The 15764-nt window shown below is 60.0% G+C and carries 16 protein-coding genes; 4 read left to right on the top strand and 12 right to left on the bottom strand.

Going from position 1 to position 15764, the window contains the following annotated elements; genetic code table 11:
• Window positions 1-7: 7 nt before the first annotated feature.
• The 3 genes from ACA052_RS03250 to ACA052_RS03260 all read right to left on the bottom strand — a co-directional run bounded on the left by ACA052_RS03250 (window position 8) and on the right by ACA052_RS03260 (window position 1756).
• Window positions 8-178, bottom strand: a complete 171-nt coding sequence (locus ACA052_RS03250; RefSeq protein WP_497648385.1) for a hypothetical protein — start codon at window positions 176-178, stop codon at window positions 8-10.
• A 238-nt stretch (window positions 179-416) separates the two neighbouring features.
• On the bottom strand, window positions 417-1430 hold the full coding sequence (locus ACA052_RS03255; protein WP_497648386.1) for a zinc-binding alcohol dehydrogenase family protein: 1014 nt from the start codon (window positions 1428-1430) through the stop codon (window positions 417-419).
• 32 nt (window positions 1431-1462) lie between these two features.
• Complete coding sequence (locus ACA052_RS03260) at window positions 1463-1756, bottom strand: putative quinol monooxygenase (RefSeq protein WP_497648387.1); 294 nt, start codon at window positions 1754-1756, stop codon at window positions 1463-1465.
• 117 nt (window positions 1757-1873) lie between these two features.
• On the opposite strand from ACA052_RS03260, the gene vimR reads away from it, so the two are divergent.
• The gene (gene vimR, locus ACA052_RS03265) at window positions 1874-2803 is read left to right on the top strand and encodes a transcription regulator VimR (RefSeq protein WP_497648388.1); all 930 of its coding nucleotides are present in this window, start codon (window positions 1874-1876) and stop codon (window positions 2801-2803) included.
• Between the two features lie 231 nt (window positions 2804-3034).
• Entirely contained in the window at window positions 3035-3769 is a 735-nt protein-coding gene (locus tag ACA052_RS03270) for an ArsR/SmtB family transcription factor (protein ID WP_497648389.1), read from the top strand.
• Window positions 3770-3906: 137 nt separating this feature from the next.
• On the opposite strand, the gene ACA052_RS03275 is transcribed toward ACA052_RS03270, so the two are convergent.
• The 3 genes from ACA052_RS03275 to ACA052_RS03285 form a co-directional block, all read right to left on the bottom strand.
• Window positions 3907-4860 carry an adenosine deaminase gene (locus ACA052_RS03275; protein WP_497648390.1) on the bottom strand — a complete coding sequence of 318 codons (954 nt, stop codon included), beginning with the start codon at window positions 4858-4860 and terminating at the stop codon, window positions 3907-3909.
• A 78-nt stretch (window positions 4861-4938) separates the two neighbouring features.
• Entirely contained in the window at window positions 4939-5907 is a 969-nt protein-coding gene (locus tag ACA052_RS03280; protein ID WP_497648391.1) for a 2-oxoglutarate and iron-dependent oxygenase domain-containing protein, read from the bottom strand.
• A 143-nt stretch (window positions 5908-6050) separates the two neighbouring features.
• Window positions 6051-7133, bottom strand: coding sequence for a BMP family ABC transporter substrate-binding protein (locus ACA052_RS03285; RefSeq protein ID WP_497648392.1), 1083 nt, complete (start codon window positions 7131-7133; stop codon window positions 6051-6053).
• Window positions 7134-7432: 299 nt separating this feature from the next.
• On the opposite strand from ACA052_RS03285, the gene ACA052_RS03290 reads away from it, so the two are divergent.
• Window positions 7433-8521, top strand: a complete 1089-nt coding sequence (locus ACA052_RS03290) for a calcium:cation antiporter (protein ID WP_497648393.1) — start codon at window positions 7433-7435, stop codon at window positions 8519-8521.
• Window positions 8522-8601: 80 nt separating this feature from the next.
• Here ACA052_RS03290 and ACA052_RS03295 read toward each other — a convergent pair whose 3' ends face one another.
• The 3 genes from ACA052_RS03295 to ACA052_RS03305 all read right to left on the bottom strand — a co-directional run bounded on the left by ACA052_RS03295 (window position 8602) and on the right by ACA052_RS03305 (window position 11277).
• Window positions 8602-9960 carry an 8-oxoguanine deaminase gene (locus ACA052_RS03295; protein ID WP_497648394.1) on the bottom strand — a complete coding sequence of 453 codons (1359 nt, stop codon included), beginning with the start codon at window positions 9958-9960 and terminating at the stop codon, window positions 8602-8604.
• A gap of 254 nt (window positions 9961-10214) precedes the next feature.
• Window positions 10215-10901 carry an SDR family oxidoreductase gene (locus ACA052_RS03300; RefSeq protein WP_497648395.1) on the bottom strand — a complete coding sequence of 229 codons (687 nt, stop codon included), beginning with the start codon at window positions 10899-10901 and terminating at the stop codon, window positions 10215-10217.
• A gap of 25 nt (window positions 10902-10926) precedes the next feature.
• Window positions 10927-11277, bottom strand: a complete 351-nt coding sequence (locus ACA052_RS03305) for a MerR family transcriptional regulator (protein WP_497648396.1) — start codon at window positions 11275-11277, stop codon at window positions 10927-10929.
• An 83-nt stretch (window positions 11278-11360) separates the two neighbouring features.
• Between ACA052_RS03305 and ACA052_RS03310 the strand changes: the two genes are divergently transcribed.
• Window positions 11361-11801, top strand: a complete 441-nt coding sequence (locus tag ACA052_RS03310) for a hypothetical protein (RefSeq protein WP_497648397.1) — start codon at window positions 11361-11363, stop codon at window positions 11799-11801.
• A gap of 40 nt (window positions 11802-11841) precedes the next feature.
• Here ACA052_RS03310 and ACA052_RS03315 read toward each other — a convergent pair whose 3' ends face one another.
• The 3 genes from ACA052_RS03315 to ACA052_RS03325 are packed head-to-tail and all read right to left on the bottom strand — an operon-like array spanning window position 11842 to window position 15451.
• A complete protein-coding gene (locus tag ACA052_RS03315; protein ID WP_497648398.1) occupies window positions 11842-12768 on the bottom strand; it encodes an ABC transporter permease in 927 nt (308 codons plus the stop codon).
• On the bottom strand, window positions 12768-13874 hold the full coding sequence (locus ACA052_RS03320) for an ABC transporter permease (RefSeq protein ID WP_497648399.1): 1107 nt from the start codon (window positions 13872-13874) through the stop codon (window positions 12768-12770). The genes ACA052_RS03315 and ACA052_RS03320 overlap by 1 nt, the downstream gene beginning before the upstream one ends.
• Before the next feature lie 11 nt (window positions 13875-13885).
• Window positions 13886-15451 (bottom strand): ABC transporter ATP-binding protein, encoded by a 1566-nt coding sequence (locus ACA052_RS03325; RefSeq protein WP_497648400.1) that lies wholly within the window; start codon window positions 15449-15451, stop codon window positions 13886-13888.
• Window positions 15452-15764: the final 313 nt, after the last annotated feature.

The raw sequence follows: 15764 nt of genomic DNA on the forward strand, positions 1-15764 counted from the left end.
GACGGACTCAGCCAGCAGCGCGCTGTTGGCGGTCGGGAATTTGATGAGGGGCGTAAAGTCGCGCTTCAAGCGTACGGGTGAAAGCGCGCGCTTCGGCTTCGCTGCGGAATGTCACCGCATGCTGGTCCAGACGAACCTGCCACTGGGATGTTGCCATTTCTTTTATCAGGATCTTCATTGCTGACCTCCTTTTGTAAAAGATTGCATCGCAGAGGCCTCGATTGTAGACCCGAATACGATCGCAATTATGACAACGATCAACCTTCGGACTGACGGCAAAAAATCGCAACCTTTGTAGGAGCTGCCGAAGGCTGCGATCTTTTGATCCTGCTTGTAGCTATCTGCACATGACAAAAATCAAGATCAAAAGATCGCAGCCTTCGGCAGCTCCTACAGGGACATGCGATCTCTTGAGGTTAAAACCCTTCCAACACAATCTTGCCCTTGGACTTGCCGCTCTCCAGCAATTCATGCGCACGACGCAAGTTCGCCGCATTGATCGTCCCAAAGTGCTCGCCGACCGTGGTTTTCAATGTCCCGGCGTCGATCAGCTCGGCGACACGATTCAGCAGTGTGTGCTGCTCGATCATGTCCGCGGTTTCAAACAGCGAACGGGTGTACATGAACTCCCAGTGCAGCGATAGGCTCTTGCGCTTGAGCTTGGTCACATCCAGCGCTTTCGGATCATCGATCAGCGCCAGTTTGCCTTGCGGCGCCAATGCCTCGACCAAGTGATCCAGGTGATGGTCGGTCTGGGTCAGGCTGGCGACATGGGTCACCTGCTCAACGCCAGCACGCTTGAGCTCTTCGCTCAGCGGCTGGCTGTGGTCGATCACCAGGTCGGCCCCCAGTTCACGCACCCAGCTCTGGGTTTGCGGGCGGGAAGCGGTGCCGATGACTTTCAGCCCGGTGAGCTGGCTGGCCAGTTGCGTGAGGATCGAACCGACGCCACCGGCCGCACCGACGATCAGCAGGCTCTGGCCTTCATCGGTTTGGCTTTCACGCACTTGCAGGCGTTCGAACAGCAATTCCCATGCGGTGATGGCGGTCAGCGGCAGGGCAGCGGCCTCGGCGAAACCGAGGGTTTTCGGCATATGGCCGACGATCCGCTCGTCCACCACATGCAACTCGCTGTTGCCGCCCGTGCGGGCGATGGAACCTGCGTAAAAGACCTTGTCGCCGGCCTTGAACAGCGTCACTTCGTTGCCGACAGCCTTGACCACACCGGCCACGTCCCAGCCCAGTACTTTCGCTACGCCGCCTTCAGGCTGGACGTTCTGGCGGACCTTGGTGTCCACCGGGTTGACCGAGATGGCTTTGACTTCCACCAGCAGGTCACGCGGGCCGGCCACCGGCGCTGGCAATTCGATGTCTTGCAGGGATTTTTCGTCGCTGATCGGCAGGGAGGCGTAGTAGGCAATGGCTTTCATGTAGGGTTCCTGAACGGTAATAGAAGAACGGATCACGCCACGGAGCGCAGGCGCTTGAGCTCGAAGTGCTCGAGAAAGTCGCCGGCCTTGGCTCGAAAGTTCTGGATGTGCGCGCTGGCGTCGTGAGCTTGCAAGGCTTCGTCACTGTTCCACTGTTCGATCATGTAGAAGGCCAGCGGATTGGCGAGGTCCTGGTGCAGATCGTATTGCCCGCAACCGGCCTCGGCCCGCGTCGGTTGCAACAGAGCACGCAGGTGCTGTTCGAGGGCGTCTTGTTGGCCAGTCTTGGCAATGAGGGTGGCGATAGCAGTAAAAGGCTGGGACATGGTCGACTCCGCAAGCGAGATGATTTTGATGGGGCAGATGATTGGCTATTTCTCTGCAAGATAAAACCCGCTAAAAGAGCAGTCTCTTTCAATAAATTTTTGATAATGGGGCTGGACATGCTGCGTTTCGATGACTTGCAGTTGTTCGTCCGGGCAGCGGACCTGGGCAGCCTGTCGGCAGCCGCGCGGGTCATGGACATGTCGGCGGCGGTGGCCAGTGCGGCATTGAAGCGCATCGAGCAGCAACTCGGCGCGCGTTTGCTCGCCCGTTCCACCCGCAGCCTGCGCCTGACCGCCGAGGGTGAGGGATTTCTCGAATATGCCCGGGCGGCCTTGAGCAATCTCGATGAGGGCCGCCGTTTGCTGGCAAGCGGCCAGGATCAGGTCAGCGGGATTTTGCAGTTGTCGGCACCCTCGGACTTTGGTCGTAATCTGTTGCTGCCGTGGCTGGACGAATTTCAGCGGGAGCACCCGAAACTCACGGTGCGGTTGCTGCTGGGGGACCGCATTGCCGACCTGTTCCGTCAACCGGTGGACATTGCCCTGCGCTATGGCGAGCCGGAAGACTCAAGCCTGGTGGCGCTGCCCATCGCCCCGCAAAACCGCCGCGTGCTGTGTGCCGCGCCGAGTTATCTGGCCCGACACGGCGAGCCGCGACAACTGGAGCAACTGGCGCAGCACAACTGCCTACTGTTCATGCTCGGCAGCCGAGTCCACGATCACTGGAGTTTTCATGACGGCAAGCGCGAGGTCGGCCTGACGGTCAGCGGTGATCGCTTCAGCGACGATGCCGATGTGGTGCGCCTGTGGGCGGTGGCGGGCGCCGGAATCGCCTACAAGTCCTGGCTCGACGTGGCTGCCGATGTGCTGGCGGGCCGATTGAAAGTCCTGATGCCGGAGTTGCTCTGTGAGCGCGCTCCGCTGAATCTGCTGTGCGCCCATCGCGCACAATTGAGTAAGCCGGTGAACCTTTTGCGGGAAATGCTTGCCAGCCGATGCGCCCAAATAAGCAGTCAATTTCCCACTTTATCCAGCATCGATCATTAGTCGCAGGCAAATAGAGAAATTTCCCTCAGGAACTATCACCAGCAATGGATTTCCGAGGGCAGGAACCGGCGATTAACCCGCCTATACTAGCGCTCGCTTCATGGACGCACCGTCGATGGGAGTGGAAGGCTTTGCCCGGGTTATGGCGGTTTCCCCGTCTTGGCCGACGACACATTACTGGTCAAGATACCTGTGAGCAGTAGACGAAACGATTCAACAGGGAGTGAATACATGGAACATGCACCTTGCATCAGCCAGATCGCCACGCTGCTGGCTGACCCAAAGCGCAGCGCAATGATGTGGGCCTTGATGGACGGCTCGGCACGGGAAACCGATGAGCTGGCCTTATTGGCCCGGTTGTCACCGTCTTCGGCCAGCGCACACCTGGCGCGTTTGCTCGCCGGAGGTCTGCTGAAAGTGGAACCCCGTGGACGCAAGCGATTCTTCCGGCTTTCCGCCCCCGAAGTCGGTGCCGCGATAGAGGCATTGGCCAGCGCCACCCTGGCCAGCACGCCGCGGGACGTGCCGGACATTTTCAAAGGCAGGGTCCCCCCTTCCAAACCGCAGACGGCGCCCTCGTCGTTGTTGCGCGCCAGGCTGTGCGACGATCATTTGGGGGGCACGGTGGCCGCGGATCTTTACCAGCGTCTGCTGGATGCGGGCTGGATCGAGCAGTTTGATCAACGGGTCATGATCACGCACAAGGGCTCCACGCAATTGGCCACACGTGGCGTATTCATCCAGGCGCTGGCTCATCGCAACGGCAGCGTCGCTTGCGCTTGTCCCGACTGGAGCGAAAGACGCCCGCACATGGGTGGCGCATTGGGGGCGGCGTTGTTGCAGCTGTTCATGCAGTCGGGCTGGCTGAGCCTGCCCAACGATTCGCGGGCCTTGCACATCACCGCGGCAGGGCAACGTGAAGTCCATCGTTTTGCCAAGGAAACCGAGCTGGAGATGGCGCTCTAAGTCCTTTGACTGAAGCAACACCAATCCAAATGAGGGAGCGAGCCTGCTCGCGAAGAGGGCGTGTCAGTCAACAATCATGTATCTGACACACCGCTTTCGCGAGCAGGCTCGCTCCCACATGGGTTTTGCGGTGTTGCTTACTGCTTGACCAACCGCGCATCCAGGCTGTTCTGTGCCAAACGCCTGGCCTGATCCTGGGTCATGCCCAGATCCGTGTACAACGCATGGAAGTTCTCGGTCACATACCCGCCGAAATACGCCGGGTCATCGGAGTTCACGGTCACTTTCACGCCGCGCTCGAGCATGTCGAGAATGTTGTGTTGGGACATATGATCGAACACGCAGAGCTTGGTGTTCGACAACGGGCACACGGTCAGCGGGATTTGTTCGTCGATGATCCGCTGCATCAGACGCTCGTCTTCGATGGCACGCACGCCATGGTCGATGCGCTGGATTTTCAGCAGGTCGAGGGCTTCCCAGATGTACTCGGGCGGACCTTCTTCACCGGCATGGGCCACGGTCAGGAAGCCTTCGTGGCGGGCACGATCAAATATGCGCTGGAACTTGCTCGGCGGATGACCCATCTCCGAACTGTCGAGGCCGACGGCGACAAACGCCTCACGGAACGGCAGCGCCTGGTCGAGGGTTTTCTCGGCCTCTTCTTCACTCAAGTGGCGCAGGAAACTCAGGATCAAACCGCTGGTAATGCCCAGCTGCTGTTCACCATCTTTCAATGCCGCGGCGATACCATTGAGCACCACTTCAAACGGCACCCCACGGTCGGTGTGGGTTTGCGGGTCGAAGAACGGTTCGGTGTGAATCACGTTCTGCGCCTTGCAGCGCAACAGGTACGCCCAGGTCAGGTCGTAAAAATCCTGGGAGGTGCGCAACACGTCGGCGCCTTGGTAATACAGGTCGAGAAATTCCTGCAGGTTGTTGAAGGCGTAGGCCTTGCGCAGGGTGTCGACATCGCTCCATGGCAGGGCGATCTTGTTGCGTTCGGCCAAGGCGAACAGCAGCTCGGGTTCCAGTGAACCCTCGAGGTGCAGGTGCAGTTCTGCCTTGGGCAGGGCGTTTAGCCAGTCGTACATTCTTCGAATCTCATCAGGTGCAATGACGGCATTCTACAGATGCTCGCAGCAACAATTGGTAAAACCTGACCAAGAGGTTCATTCCACCCCTTCCGGGTCCCGTCGATACGCGTAGGTATCGGCGAAGCGCGAGAGCAGGAAATTGGCGCAAGTCGTGGCCGGGTATTGCGCCGGGTGCAATTCGTCCTGGCACCCGGGCAGGCATTCGATAGGTGTGTCGGGGTGCGGCTCGGCGAAGAACGGCATCGAGTAACGATCCACGCCCAGCGGGCTGATGACCCGGTGCGGCGTCGACAGGTAACGGTCGTTGCTCCAGCGCGCCATCATGTCCCCGAGGTTGACCACGAACGTGCCTTCGATCGGCGGCGCATCGATCCATTCACCCTTGACGTTTCGCACTTGCAGGCCACCGGCGGCGTCCTGATACAGCAGGGTGATGCAGCCGTAATCGGTGTGAGCGCCGGCACCTTGCTGCTCGGCGGAGCTGGCGGTATGGCGCGGCGGGTAATGGATCATGCGCAGCACGCTGACCGGCTCATGGAACCGCGTGTCGAAGAAGTCGCGCTCGATGCCGAGTGCCATTGTCATCGCGCGCAACAACGTTTGCGCGAGCGCCTGCATGTCGACGTAGTGCTGCTCCATCAGCGACTCCCAGCCTGATAGTGACGGATGACGGTTGGGGCCTCGCAGCGGTTTCCCCGCCAGCACTTCGGGGTGGTCGGCCGGCAAGTGCAGGCCCATGTCGAAGGTTTCCTTCAGATCGCTGGGTTTGCTCGGGTCGAGTTGCTCGGTGGCTATCGCGCCGTATCCGCGATGGTGTTGGGTCTGGGTGATGTCGATGCTGAGCTTTTCGGCGGCAGGCAGGGCGAAGAAACGCGTGGCGTGATCGAGCACGGTATCGATGCGCTCGGCACTGATCGGGTGACCCGTGATGTAGAAAAAGCCCCACTCGCGGCAGGCGCGGTCGATTTGCGTGGCGACCGATTGCCAGGCGGTTTGGTCGTCGGTGTAGAGCGGGGCGATGTCGATGATTGGGAGTTGGTTCATTCGCAGTCCTTAAGAACGCTGAGAATCCATTGTGGGAGCGGGCTTGCTCGCGAAGGCGGTGTGTCAGCCAGCATCAATGTTGAATGTGCTGCCGCCTTCGCGAGCAAGCCCGCTCCCACAGGTTTTTGTATTGAATTCGGGGATTACTTCGGTATGTCGGCCTTCATGCCTTCAACGTAGTAATTCATCGAGGCCAGTTCCGCATTCGTCGCACTCACGCCAGCCGGGATTTTCTCGACCCCTGCCTGATCCTTGATCGGCCCGGTGAACGGATGCAGCGCACCGCTCTTGATGTCGGCAATGATCTGCTCGGCTTCGGCTTTAACCGGTGCTGGCACCAGATCGCTGATAGGCAACTCGACCGTGCCTTCCTTCAACCCGCCCCAATAATCCTGTGTCTTCCACGAGTGGTCGAGCACGCTTTGAGTCGCCTGGATGTAGTGTGGCCCCCAATCGTTAACGATCGAAGTCAGCACCGCTTTCGGCCCGAAGTGCGCCATGTCCGACGCATAACCGACGGCATACACGCCGCGACGTTCTGCAGCCTGGATCGGCGCCGGACTGTCGGTGTGCTGGAACACCACGTCCACGCCCTGGTCGATCAGCGCGTTCGCGGCGTCGGCTTCCTTGCCCGGATCGAACCACGAGTTGACCCATACCACTTTGATCTCAGTGCCAGGGTTGTACTTGTTCAGGGCCAATTGAATGGCGTTGATGTCGCGGATCACTTCCGGAATCGGGAACGAAGCGACGTAGCCGATCTTTTTGGTCTTGGTCATCTTCGCCGCGAGGAAACCGCCGACGTAGCGACCTTCATAGGTGCGCGCCAGATAGGTGCCGAGGTTCTTGTCCTGCTTGTAGCCGGTGGCGTGTTCGAAGGTCACCTTGGGAAATTGTTTAGCGACTTTCAGCGTCGGGTTCATGTAGCCGAAGGACGTGGTGAAGATCAGGTCGTAGTTGTCCTTGGCCATGTTGCGAATCACCCGCTCGGCGTCGGCACCTTCAGCGACGTTCTCTACGTAGTTGGTGGTGATCTGCCCGCCGAACTTCTCCGCCAGCACCTTGCGCCCCTGTTCATGCTGATACGTCCAGCCGTGGTCACCGATCGGACCGATGTAGACGAAACCGACCTTGAGCGGGACATCCGCACTGGCGGCCAGGCTGGCGCTCAGACCGATGGCCGCAGTAATGGCGCAAAGCAGTTTCTTCAGCGGACGTTTGTGCATGAATTCCAACTCCATTTTGTTTTGAGGTTGGCGAGGTCAATGCAAATTGCTGACCAACAGGACAACAAAAGCAAAAGATCGCAGCCTGCGGCAGCTCCTACACAGGGTTGCGGTCCCCTGTAGGAGCTGCCGAAGGCTGCGATCTTTTGATCTTCAACTCACCCTCAGAACCAACCCGGTGCACTTGCCTAACTCCACGCCATCCACTGGTGCGCTAAGGTGTAACGAAACGTTAGCGCCACCCCGCAGTCAGTAGCTCACCACCCTGCTTTCGCTGCACTCGGTAAAAAAGGTCCGCGATGCTCACACTTCTCAAGCAAGAAAGTTTTCTGCTGCTGGCCCTGATCGCCGCCATCGTCGCCTATCCGATGGAACACTGGATGCTCAACAGCGGCCAACCCATCGCACTGGCGTCCGGGCTGGTGTTGATCGCCTTCATCGTCGCCGCGTCCATGCGCGTGGCCCATCAAGCGGAACTGCTCGCTGAAAAAGTCGGCGACCCTTACGGCACGATGATCCTGACCCTCGCTGCGGTACTGGTGGAAGTGGTGATCCTGGCGATCATGATGAGCAACGAAGCCTCGCCGACGCTGGTGCGCGACACGATTTACTCGGCGGTCATGCTCGACATCAACGGCATCCTTGGCCTCGCCGCGTTGATGGGCGGGCTCAAGCACGGCGAACAGTCCTACAACGACGACTCGGCGCGCAGCTACAGCGCGATGATTCTCACCGCCATGGGTGTTTCCATGGTGGTGCCGGAGTTCATCCCCGAGGCGAACTGGAAGATTTACTCTGCGTTCACCATCGGCGCGATGATCGTGCTCTACACCCTGTTCCTGCGTATGCAGGTCGGGCCGCACAGCTATTTCTTCAGTTACAGCTACCCGGAAAAACGCCGCAAGAAAGTCCCGGAAGAAGAACCTGAACCGGTCAACCTGGCGCTAAGTATCGGCACGTTGGTGTTTGGTGTGGTGGTGATTGGCGCCCTGGCCGAGGTGATGTCCAAAACCCTCGATCTGGGGCTGGAAGGGACGGGCGCACCGCCGGTGATCACCGCAATTCTGGTGGCGGCGATCTCTGCGGCACCGGAGATTTTGACCGCGTTGCGCGCAGCGTTGGCCAACCGCATGCAGTCGGTGGTCAACATCGCCATGGGCGCATCGCTGTCGACGGTCATCCTGACAGTGCCGGTGATGGAAGCGATGGCGCTCTATACCGGCCAGCCGTTTCAGATGGCGATGACGCCGGTGCAGACCGTGATGATCTTCCTGACCCTGATTGTCAGCGCGATCAACCTCAACGATGGCGAAACCAATGCCATCGAAGGCATGACCCATTTTGTGCTGTTTGCGACGTTTATCATGTTGTCGCTGCTGGGTCTGTAAAAGCATCGCGGGCAAGCCTCGCTCCTACAGGTTGTGGGGCTGTACCTGTAGGATCGAGGCTTGCCCGCGAAGGCGTTCGATCAGTTACCGGCGATCAACTGCCGAGCCGCCTGGCTGTGATCGGCGATCAAACCTTTCAGATCCAACCCCTCGACCTGCCCATCAATCACCCGCCACTTGCCGCCGACCATCACTCGGTCCGCCCGATCCGCCCCGCAGAGCAGCAACGCCGACACCGGGTCATGGCTGCCGGAGAAACGCAGCTCATCGAGCTTGAACAGCGCCAGATCCGCCTGCTTGCCCACCGCCAACTCACCGATGTCCGTACGCCCCAGCAAACTCGCCGAACCCTTGGTCGCCCAACCCAACACCAATTCCGGCGTGATTTTCTCCGCGCCATACCGCAGGCGCTGAATGTAAAGCGCCTGACGGGTTTCGAGCATCATGTTCGACGCATCGTTGGACGCCGAGCCATCCACACCGAGGCCCAGCAATGCACCCGCCGCCGTCAAATCCAGGGTCGGACAGATGCCGGACGCGAGGCGCATGTTCGAGCTCGGGCAATGGCAAATGCCGGTGCCGGCCGCGCCGAGGCGGGCGATTTCGTCCGGGTTGAAATGGATGCCGTGCGCCAGCCAGGTGCGCGGGCCGAGCCAGCCGACGCTGTCCAGATAATCCACAGTGCGCAGGCCGAAGCGTTGCAGGCAGAAGTCTTCTTCGTCGAGGGTTTCCGCCAGGTGCGTGTGCAAACGCACGTCGAGTTTGTTCGCCAGTTCGGCGCTGGCCGACATGATTTCCGGGGTCACCGAGAACGGCGAGCACGGCGCCAGGGCGATCTGGATTTGCGCGCCAGCGCCACGCTCGTGGTACGCGGCGATCAAGCGCTGACTGTCGGCGAGAATCACTTCGCCTTCTTGCACCGTTTGCTGCGGTGGCAGGCCGCCGTCCTTTTCGCCAAGGCTCATGGAACCGCGCGTCAGCATGGCACGCATGCCCAGTTCGCGAACGCTCTCGACTTGCACGTCGATCGCATTTTCCAGGCCTTCGGGAAACAGATAATGGTGATCGGCGGCGGTGGTGCAGCCGGACAGCAGCAGCTCGGCCAGCGCGACCTTGGTGGCGAGGGCGAGTTTTTCAGGTGTGAGTCGCGCCCAGACCGGGTACAGGGTTTTCAGCCAAGGGAACAGCGGCTGATTGACCACCGGCGCCCAGGCGCGGGTCAGGGTTTGATAGAAGTGGTGATGGGTGTTGATCAGTCCCGGCAGGATCACATGCTCGCGGGCATCGAAAATGTGTGCACACGGCGCGGAAGGTTGCTGGCCGGCGGCGAGCACTTCGACGATCAAACCGTCTTGCACAACCAGACCGCCACGGGCATCGAGGCCGTTGGCAGTGAAGATCGCGAGGGGATTTTTTAACCAGGTACGGGTCGCAGGCATGTTGGCCGGCTCCTCTGAAAGTTGGGTTCAGGGTTGCCAGCTCAGTGATTACCCTGTCTGCTGATCCAGGGGCGCCGCGAGGACGAGGTGCGGAGTTTCAAACAAATCCGCTTTGACGGCAAGCCTCGCCCGACCAGACGACGAAAATCCCGTAGGAGCTGCCGCAGGCTGCGATCTTTTGATCTTGTTTTTTCAACAGTCCAGAAAAGATCAAAAGATCGCAGCCTGTGGCAGCTCCTACAGGGAATGTGGTGTTACCAAGGGATGGTTTCACCCCTGTAGTTCACGAAGTGATGCCCGCCCTTGCCGGTGTAGGCATTCACCTGGTCGACCAACCCACGAGTACTGGTTTGCACATCGATATCGGCACCTTCACCGCCCATATCGGTCTTCACCCAACCCGGATGCAGCGACAGTACGGTGAGTTTCTGCTCGCCCAATTGCGTCACGAAGCTGTTGGTCATCGAGTTCAGCGCCGCTTTGCTCGCCTTGTACAGCGCCAGCTCCGGCGCGTCGGGCATGGTCACGCTGCCGAGCACCGAACTCATGAACGCCAACACGCCGCTGTCCGGACGAATCTGCGCGACGAAACGCTGCGCCAGGTTGATCGGTGCAACGGCGTTGGTGAAAAACAACTGGCCCACTTCAGCCAGTGTCGCACCGCCCGGGGTTTGCACGTCGGGTCCTTTCACCCCGGCGTTGACGAACAACAGATCGAACACTTCGCCCTTCAACTGCTGACTCAAAGCGATGACAGCCTGCTGATCATCCATGTCGAGTGTTTCGATCCGCACGCTACCCAAAGCTTGCAAGGCGTCGGCGTTCTGCGGGTTGCGCACGGTGGCGGTGACTTGCCAGCCGTCGGCCAACAGGGTTTTCACCAGACCGAGGCCCAGGCCCCGGGAAGCGCCGATGATCAGCGCGGTTTTTGCCTTGGACATGAGAGGCTTCCTTGAGAAAAGAGGATCACGGATTCAATGGACAACGCTGGCCGAGCCGTTGCTGCAACTCGTGACGCAGTGCGCCGAGTTCGTCCATACGGGTTTCGATCAGTTTGAGTTTGTCTTGCAATAGTTGCGTGACGGCGCTGTCCGGGTCGGGCGATTGCCACAACGCAGCGACACTGTTGCCGATCTCGCCGAGGGTGAAGCCGAGCCGTTGAGCGGTCTTGATGTACAGCACCAGTTGCACCATTTCTGCTGGATAGTCGCGATAACCATTGGCGCTACGTTGCGCCGCGATCAATCCGCGCTGCTCGTAGAAGCGCAGCGTGTCACGACTGACGGCGCTGGCCTGGGCTAATTCACCGATGCGCATCCTGACATCTCGAGAGGGGCTTGACCCTGGAGCATACTCCAGGCTTTAGCCTGCTTGCTCCCTGATTTTGTGGAGCAACGACAATGTGGACTTCAACCCAATATCGCCGGTTGGTGCGAGGCAGCGCCTGGTATGACTTGATCGTGACGGCAGCGTTTGCCACACCGTGGAGTTTTGCGGTGTTGCACCGGGTGTTGGCGGATTTGAGCCAGGCTTTCAACCTGTCCGGAGCATTGCCGGCGTTCGAGCCGATGCACATGCTGATGGCCAATTTGCTGGGGTCGATTGTGTGTGTCTGGGCGGTGCTGCGGATTCGTGATCCGCAGCCCGTTTTTGGGCGATATGACGCGGTGGGCAGGTTTTTGTTTGCGACTTGGCAGCTGTATGCCTTGGTCCATGGTGCCAGTTCGCTGTTGGTGATTTTCCTGTTCTTTGAACTGGCGTGGGGCGTGGCTCAGGTGTTGCCTGTCAGGGCCTCTTCGCGGGCAAGCCTCGCTCCTACAGATTTTGTATCGGACCTGTAGAAGCGAGGCTTGCCTGCGAAGAGGCCAGTGCAGGCCACCCCTAATGCCCGGCCCGCCACGGCTGCCCCAATGAAACCGGCGCATACAACCGCGTGCGCACCGCATCCCGCGACAACAGCACCAACACCACAATCGTCGCAACATACGGCAGCATCGCCAGCAGGCTCGATGGAATCGCCAAGCCCAGCCCCTGCGCCACCAAATGCAGGATGCTGGCGAGCCCGAACAGATAGGCCCCAAGCAACAACCGCCACACGCGCCAACTGGCAAACACCACCAGCGCCAAGGCAATCCAGCCACGCCCGGCGCTCATGTTCTCTGCCCACATCGGCGTGTAGGCCAGCGACAAATAGGCCCCGGCCAACCCGGCCATTGCCCCGCCGAACAACACCGCCAAGGTGCGCACGCCCAACACCGGCAAGCCCATGGCACTGGCCGCCTCCGGGTTTTCCCCAACCGCCTGAATGATCAGGCCGATACGACTTTTCAGAATTACCCACGCCACCAGTGCAAATAACGCAAACGACAGATACACCAGCAGATCCTGCGCAAACAGCATCCGTCCGATCAACGGGATCTCACTCAGGAGAGGAATCGCTACCGGCTCAAAACCCGCCAACGGTTTACCGACCCACGCCGCGCCGACAAACGTCGACAGGCCCACGCCGAAAATCGTCAGCGCCAACCCGGTGGCCACCTGATTGGCGTTGAACACCAGCGCCACCAACGCAAACAGCGATGACAACAGCATCCCGGCGAGCATCGCCAGCAGCACGCCGAGCCACAGGTTGCCGCTGTTCAGCGCGACGATAAATCCGATCACCGCACCAAACAGCATCATGCCTTCCTGGCCCAAGTTGAGGACGCCGCTCTTCTCACAGATCAATTCACCCAGCGCCACCAACAGCAGCGGCGTGCCGCAACGGACCATGGCGTAGAAAATATTGCTCAGCAGATCGATATCCATCACAGCGCTCCTGCGATTACAGCGGTGGCGGGTGCGCGGCGGACCCAGCGCAGGTTCAAACGCGGCCGGTAGAGAATCAGCACGTCGCTGGCCAACAGGAAGAACAGCATCATTCCCTGGAACAATTGCGTGATCGCTTGCGGCAGATTCATGCTCATTTGTGCGCTCTCTCCGCCGATGTAAAGCAGCGCCATCAACAGGCTGGAAAACATAATGCCGATGGGGTTGAGTCGCCCCAGAAACGCCACGGTGATCGCGGTGTAGCCGTACCCCGGCGAGACTTGCGGCACCAGTTGGCCGATAGGACCGGTGACTTCGCAGACGCCGGCCAACCCCGCCAGACCGCCGCTGATCAACAGCGCCAGCCAGATCAAGCGCTTCTCGCGAAAGCCGACAAATCCGGCCGCACGCTTGTCCAGCCCGAGCACTTTGATCTGGAACCCGACAAAGCTTTTCTGCAGCAACACCCACACCGCCACCAACGCCAGCAGGGCGAAATACACGCCAGCGTGAACCCGGCCGTCCTCCGTCAACAGCGGCAAACGGCTGGCATCACCGAACATTGCCGATTCCGGAAAATTGAACCCGGCCGGATCTTTAAGCGGTCCATGCACGCAGAACAGCAGCAGGTTCAGGGCGATGTAGTTGAGCATGATGCTGGTGAGGATTTCATTGGCGTTGAAGCGCGTGCGCAACCACGCCGTCAGCCCGGCCCACGCCGCGCCGGCTAGCGTGCCAACGAACAGGATCGACACCAGCGCCCAGCGACTTTGCAGGTCGATAATGTTGACCGCCAGCGCGCTGCCGGCCAGCGCGCCGAGCAGCAGTTGACCTTCAGCGCCGATGTTCCAGATTCGCGCCTGGTAGGCCACGGCGAGACCAAGGGCACACAGCAAAATCGGCAAGGCTTTGACCAGCAGTTCGGATACGCCATACCAATCGCTGACCGGCGCGATCAGCAAGGTGTGCAAGGTCAGCAGCGGGTCATGCCCCAATGCGATAAACAGCAGCGAGCCGCAGCCCAGTGTCAGGACCGCTGCCAGCAACGGCGAGCACCACAACATCAAGCGCGATTGCTGGCCACGGGGTTCGAGAGAAAGCAGCATGTGGAACTCCGTTAAACCGTTGCGGATACGAATGATTGGGGGGCGTCGAACTGGCCAGCCATCCAGCCGCCAACATCGATCAGGCGGGTGTCGACGGTGGCCTTGAGTGGCGACAATCGTCCGCTGCACAAAGCACCAAGCCGGTCGCTGATCTGGAACAGTTCGTCGAGGTCTTCGGAGATCACCAGGATCGCTGCACCGGCGTCGCGCAAGGCAATCAGCGCGCGGTGGATGGTCGCGGCGGCGCCGACGTCCACGCCCCAGGTCGGGTGCGCGGCCACCAGCAATTTCGGCCGCTGGAGGATTTCCCGGCCGAGGATGAATTTCTGCAAGTTACCGCCGGACAGGCTGCGGGCCGGCGTTTGAGCGTGTGGCGTTTTCACGCCAAAGCGGCGGATGATTTCTTCGGCCAGCGTGTTGACCTTGCCTCGCGAAATCAGCCCATGGCTGACCAAACCTTGTTGAAAAGCGGTGAGTAGCGCGTTGTCAGCCAGGCTCAATTCCGGCACTGCGCCGTGACCCAGGCGTTCGGCGGGCACAAACGCCAGACCCAGGTTGCGTCGTGCGTCGGGCCGTAGATGCGCGACCGGTTGCCCACCGAAACGGATCGTCTCGCCGTCTTGGCGATGCAGACGTTCTTCGCCGCTGAGCAAGGCCAACAATTCATCTTGGCCATTGCCGGCGACGCCGGCGATGCCGACAATTTCGCCGCTGCGCACATCGAGGTCAATTTCCCTCAGCGAGCATCCAAACGGGTCCGGGTTGTGCCACGACAACCCGCTCACGTTCAGAAATACATCAGCGCCCATCACCTTCGGATAATCGGTAATCAACTCCGCTGCTTCCCCGACCATCAACTTCGCCAGCTCCCGGTCCGAACACTGCGAGGGCACGCAATGCCCGGCCACCCGACCACCACGCAACACCGTGGCGCTGTGACACAGCGCGCGAACCTCACCGAGTTTGTGGCTGATGAACAAAATGCTGCAGCCCTCGGACGCCAGTCGGCGCAGGGTCACGAACAATTCGTCAGCCTCTTTCGGCGTCAGCACCGAAGTGGGTTCATCGAGGATCAACAGACGGATGTCCTGCATCAGGCAGCGAATGATTTCCACCCGCTGCCGCTCGCCGATCGACAGGCTGTGGACAAGTCGCTCCGGTTCCAGCGCCATGCCGTACCGCTTGGAGACTTCACGGATTTTTGGCTCAAGCTGCTTCGGTGTACCGGCCGCCGCGCCCATCGCCAACGCAATGTTCTGCGCCACGCTCAGGGTGTCGAACAGCGAGAAATGCTGGAACACCATGCCGATCCCCAACCCGCGCGCCTGGGCCGGGTTACGCATGGACACGCGCTGGCCTTGCCAGATCAGCTCGCCAGAATCGGCGTGGGTGACGCCGTAGATGATTTTCATCAGCGTACTTTTCCCCGCGCCGTTTTCACCGAGCAGCGCGTGGATTTCACCCGGGGCAATGCTCAGGTCGATAGCATCGTTGGCCAGGCAGCCGGGGTAGCGTTTGCTGATTCGGCGCAATTGCAGACGAGGCGTTTGATCGGGGATCGGCTCGGGGTTGGACATGACAGGCTCGGATCGACTGAAGTGATGCCTGTGGATAAAGCAATTTCCTGGCCATTAAGTCAGGAAATTTCAAAAGTCCTGGCGGCCAAGGTGTTGAGCACGTGGCTTCGCTGTCTTTCGATCCGAACCAGGCACCACTTGGGGGCAAAGCCGTTGATCAGGCTCCGGTTTTGCTCATTAAGGGTTGATCAAAAAACGAGCAACTCACCGCGAGCCATGCCGGATATGGGGCCGCGCCAGCCATGAACGGGTTATCCACAGGTTGCTCCACAGTATTTGTGCGCAAGCCTGAAGCTCGGGCATAAGCACTGAC

The organism is Pseudomonas sp. LBUM1644 (assembly GCF_059716195.1).

What these genes read in the sequence shown, in the direction of transcription:
- ACA052_RS03305 (WP_497648396.1), bottom strand. Translation starts at nt 11,277, where the DNA reads ATGCGCATCGGTGAATTAGCCCAGGCCAGCGCCGTCAGTCGTGACACG.
- ACA052_RS03300 (WP_497648395.1), bottom strand. Translation starts at nt 10,901, where the DNA reads ATGTCCAAGGCAAAAACCGCGCTGATCATCGGCGCTTCCCGGGGCCTG.
- ACA052_RS03255 (WP_497648386.1), bottom strand. Translation starts at nt 1,430, where the DNA reads ATGAAAGCCATTGCCTACTACGCCTCCCTGCCGATCAGCGACGAAAAA.
- ACA052_RS03310 (WP_497648397.1), top strand. Translation starts at nt 11,361, where the DNA reads ATGTGGACTTCAACCCAATATCGCCGGTTGGTGCGAGGCAGCGCCTGG.
- ACA052_RS03280 (WP_497648391.1), bottom strand. Translation starts at nt 5,907, where the DNA reads ATGAACCAACTCCCAATCATCGACATCGCCCCGCTCTACACCGACGAC.
- ACA052_RS03315 (WP_497648398.1), bottom strand. Translation starts at nt 12,768, where the DNA reads ATGGATATCGATCTGCTGAGCAATATTTTCTACGCCATGGTCCGTTGC.
- ACA052_RS03275 (WP_497648390.1), bottom strand. Translation starts at nt 4,860, where the DNA reads ATGTACGACTGGCTAAACGCCCTGCCCAAGGCAGAACTGCACCTGCAC.
- ACA052_RS03285 (WP_497648392.1), bottom strand. Translation starts at nt 7,133, where the DNA reads ATGCACAAACGTCCGCTGAAGAAACTGCTTTGCGCCATTACTGCGGCC.
- ACA052_RS03295 (WP_497648394.1), bottom strand. Translation starts at nt 9,960, where the DNA reads ATGCCTGCGACCCGTACCTGGTTAAAAAATCCCCTCGCGATCTTCACT.
- ACA052_RS03270 (WP_497648389.1), top strand. Translation starts at nt 3,035, where the DNA reads ATGGAACATGCACCTTGCATCAGCCAGATCGCCACGCTGCTGGCTGAC.
- ACA052_RS03260 (WP_497648387.1), bottom strand. Translation starts at nt 1,756, where the DNA reads ATGTCCCAGCCTTTTACTGCTATCGCCACCCTCATTGCCAAGACTGGC.
- vimR (WP_497648388.1), top strand. Translation starts at nt 1,874, where the DNA reads ATGCTGCGTTTCGATGACTTGCAGTTGTTCGTCCGGGCAGCGGACCTG.
- ACA052_RS03250 (WP_497648385.1), bottom strand. Translation starts at nt 178, where the DNA reads ATGAAGATCCTGATAAAAGAAATGGCAACATCCCAGTGGCAGGTTCGT.
- ACA052_RS03325 (WP_497648400.1), bottom strand. Translation starts at nt 15,451, where the DNA reads ATGTCCAACCCCGAGCCGATCCCCGATCAAACGCCTCGTCTGCAATTG.
- ACA052_RS03320 (WP_497648399.1), bottom strand. Translation starts at nt 13,874, where the DNA reads ATGCTGCTTTCTCTCGAACCCCGTGGCCAGCAATCGCGCTTGATGTTG.
- ACA052_RS03290 (WP_497648393.1), top strand. Translation starts at nt 7,433, where the DNA reads ATGCTCACACTTCTCAAGCAAGAAAGTTTTCTGCTGCTGGCCCTGATC.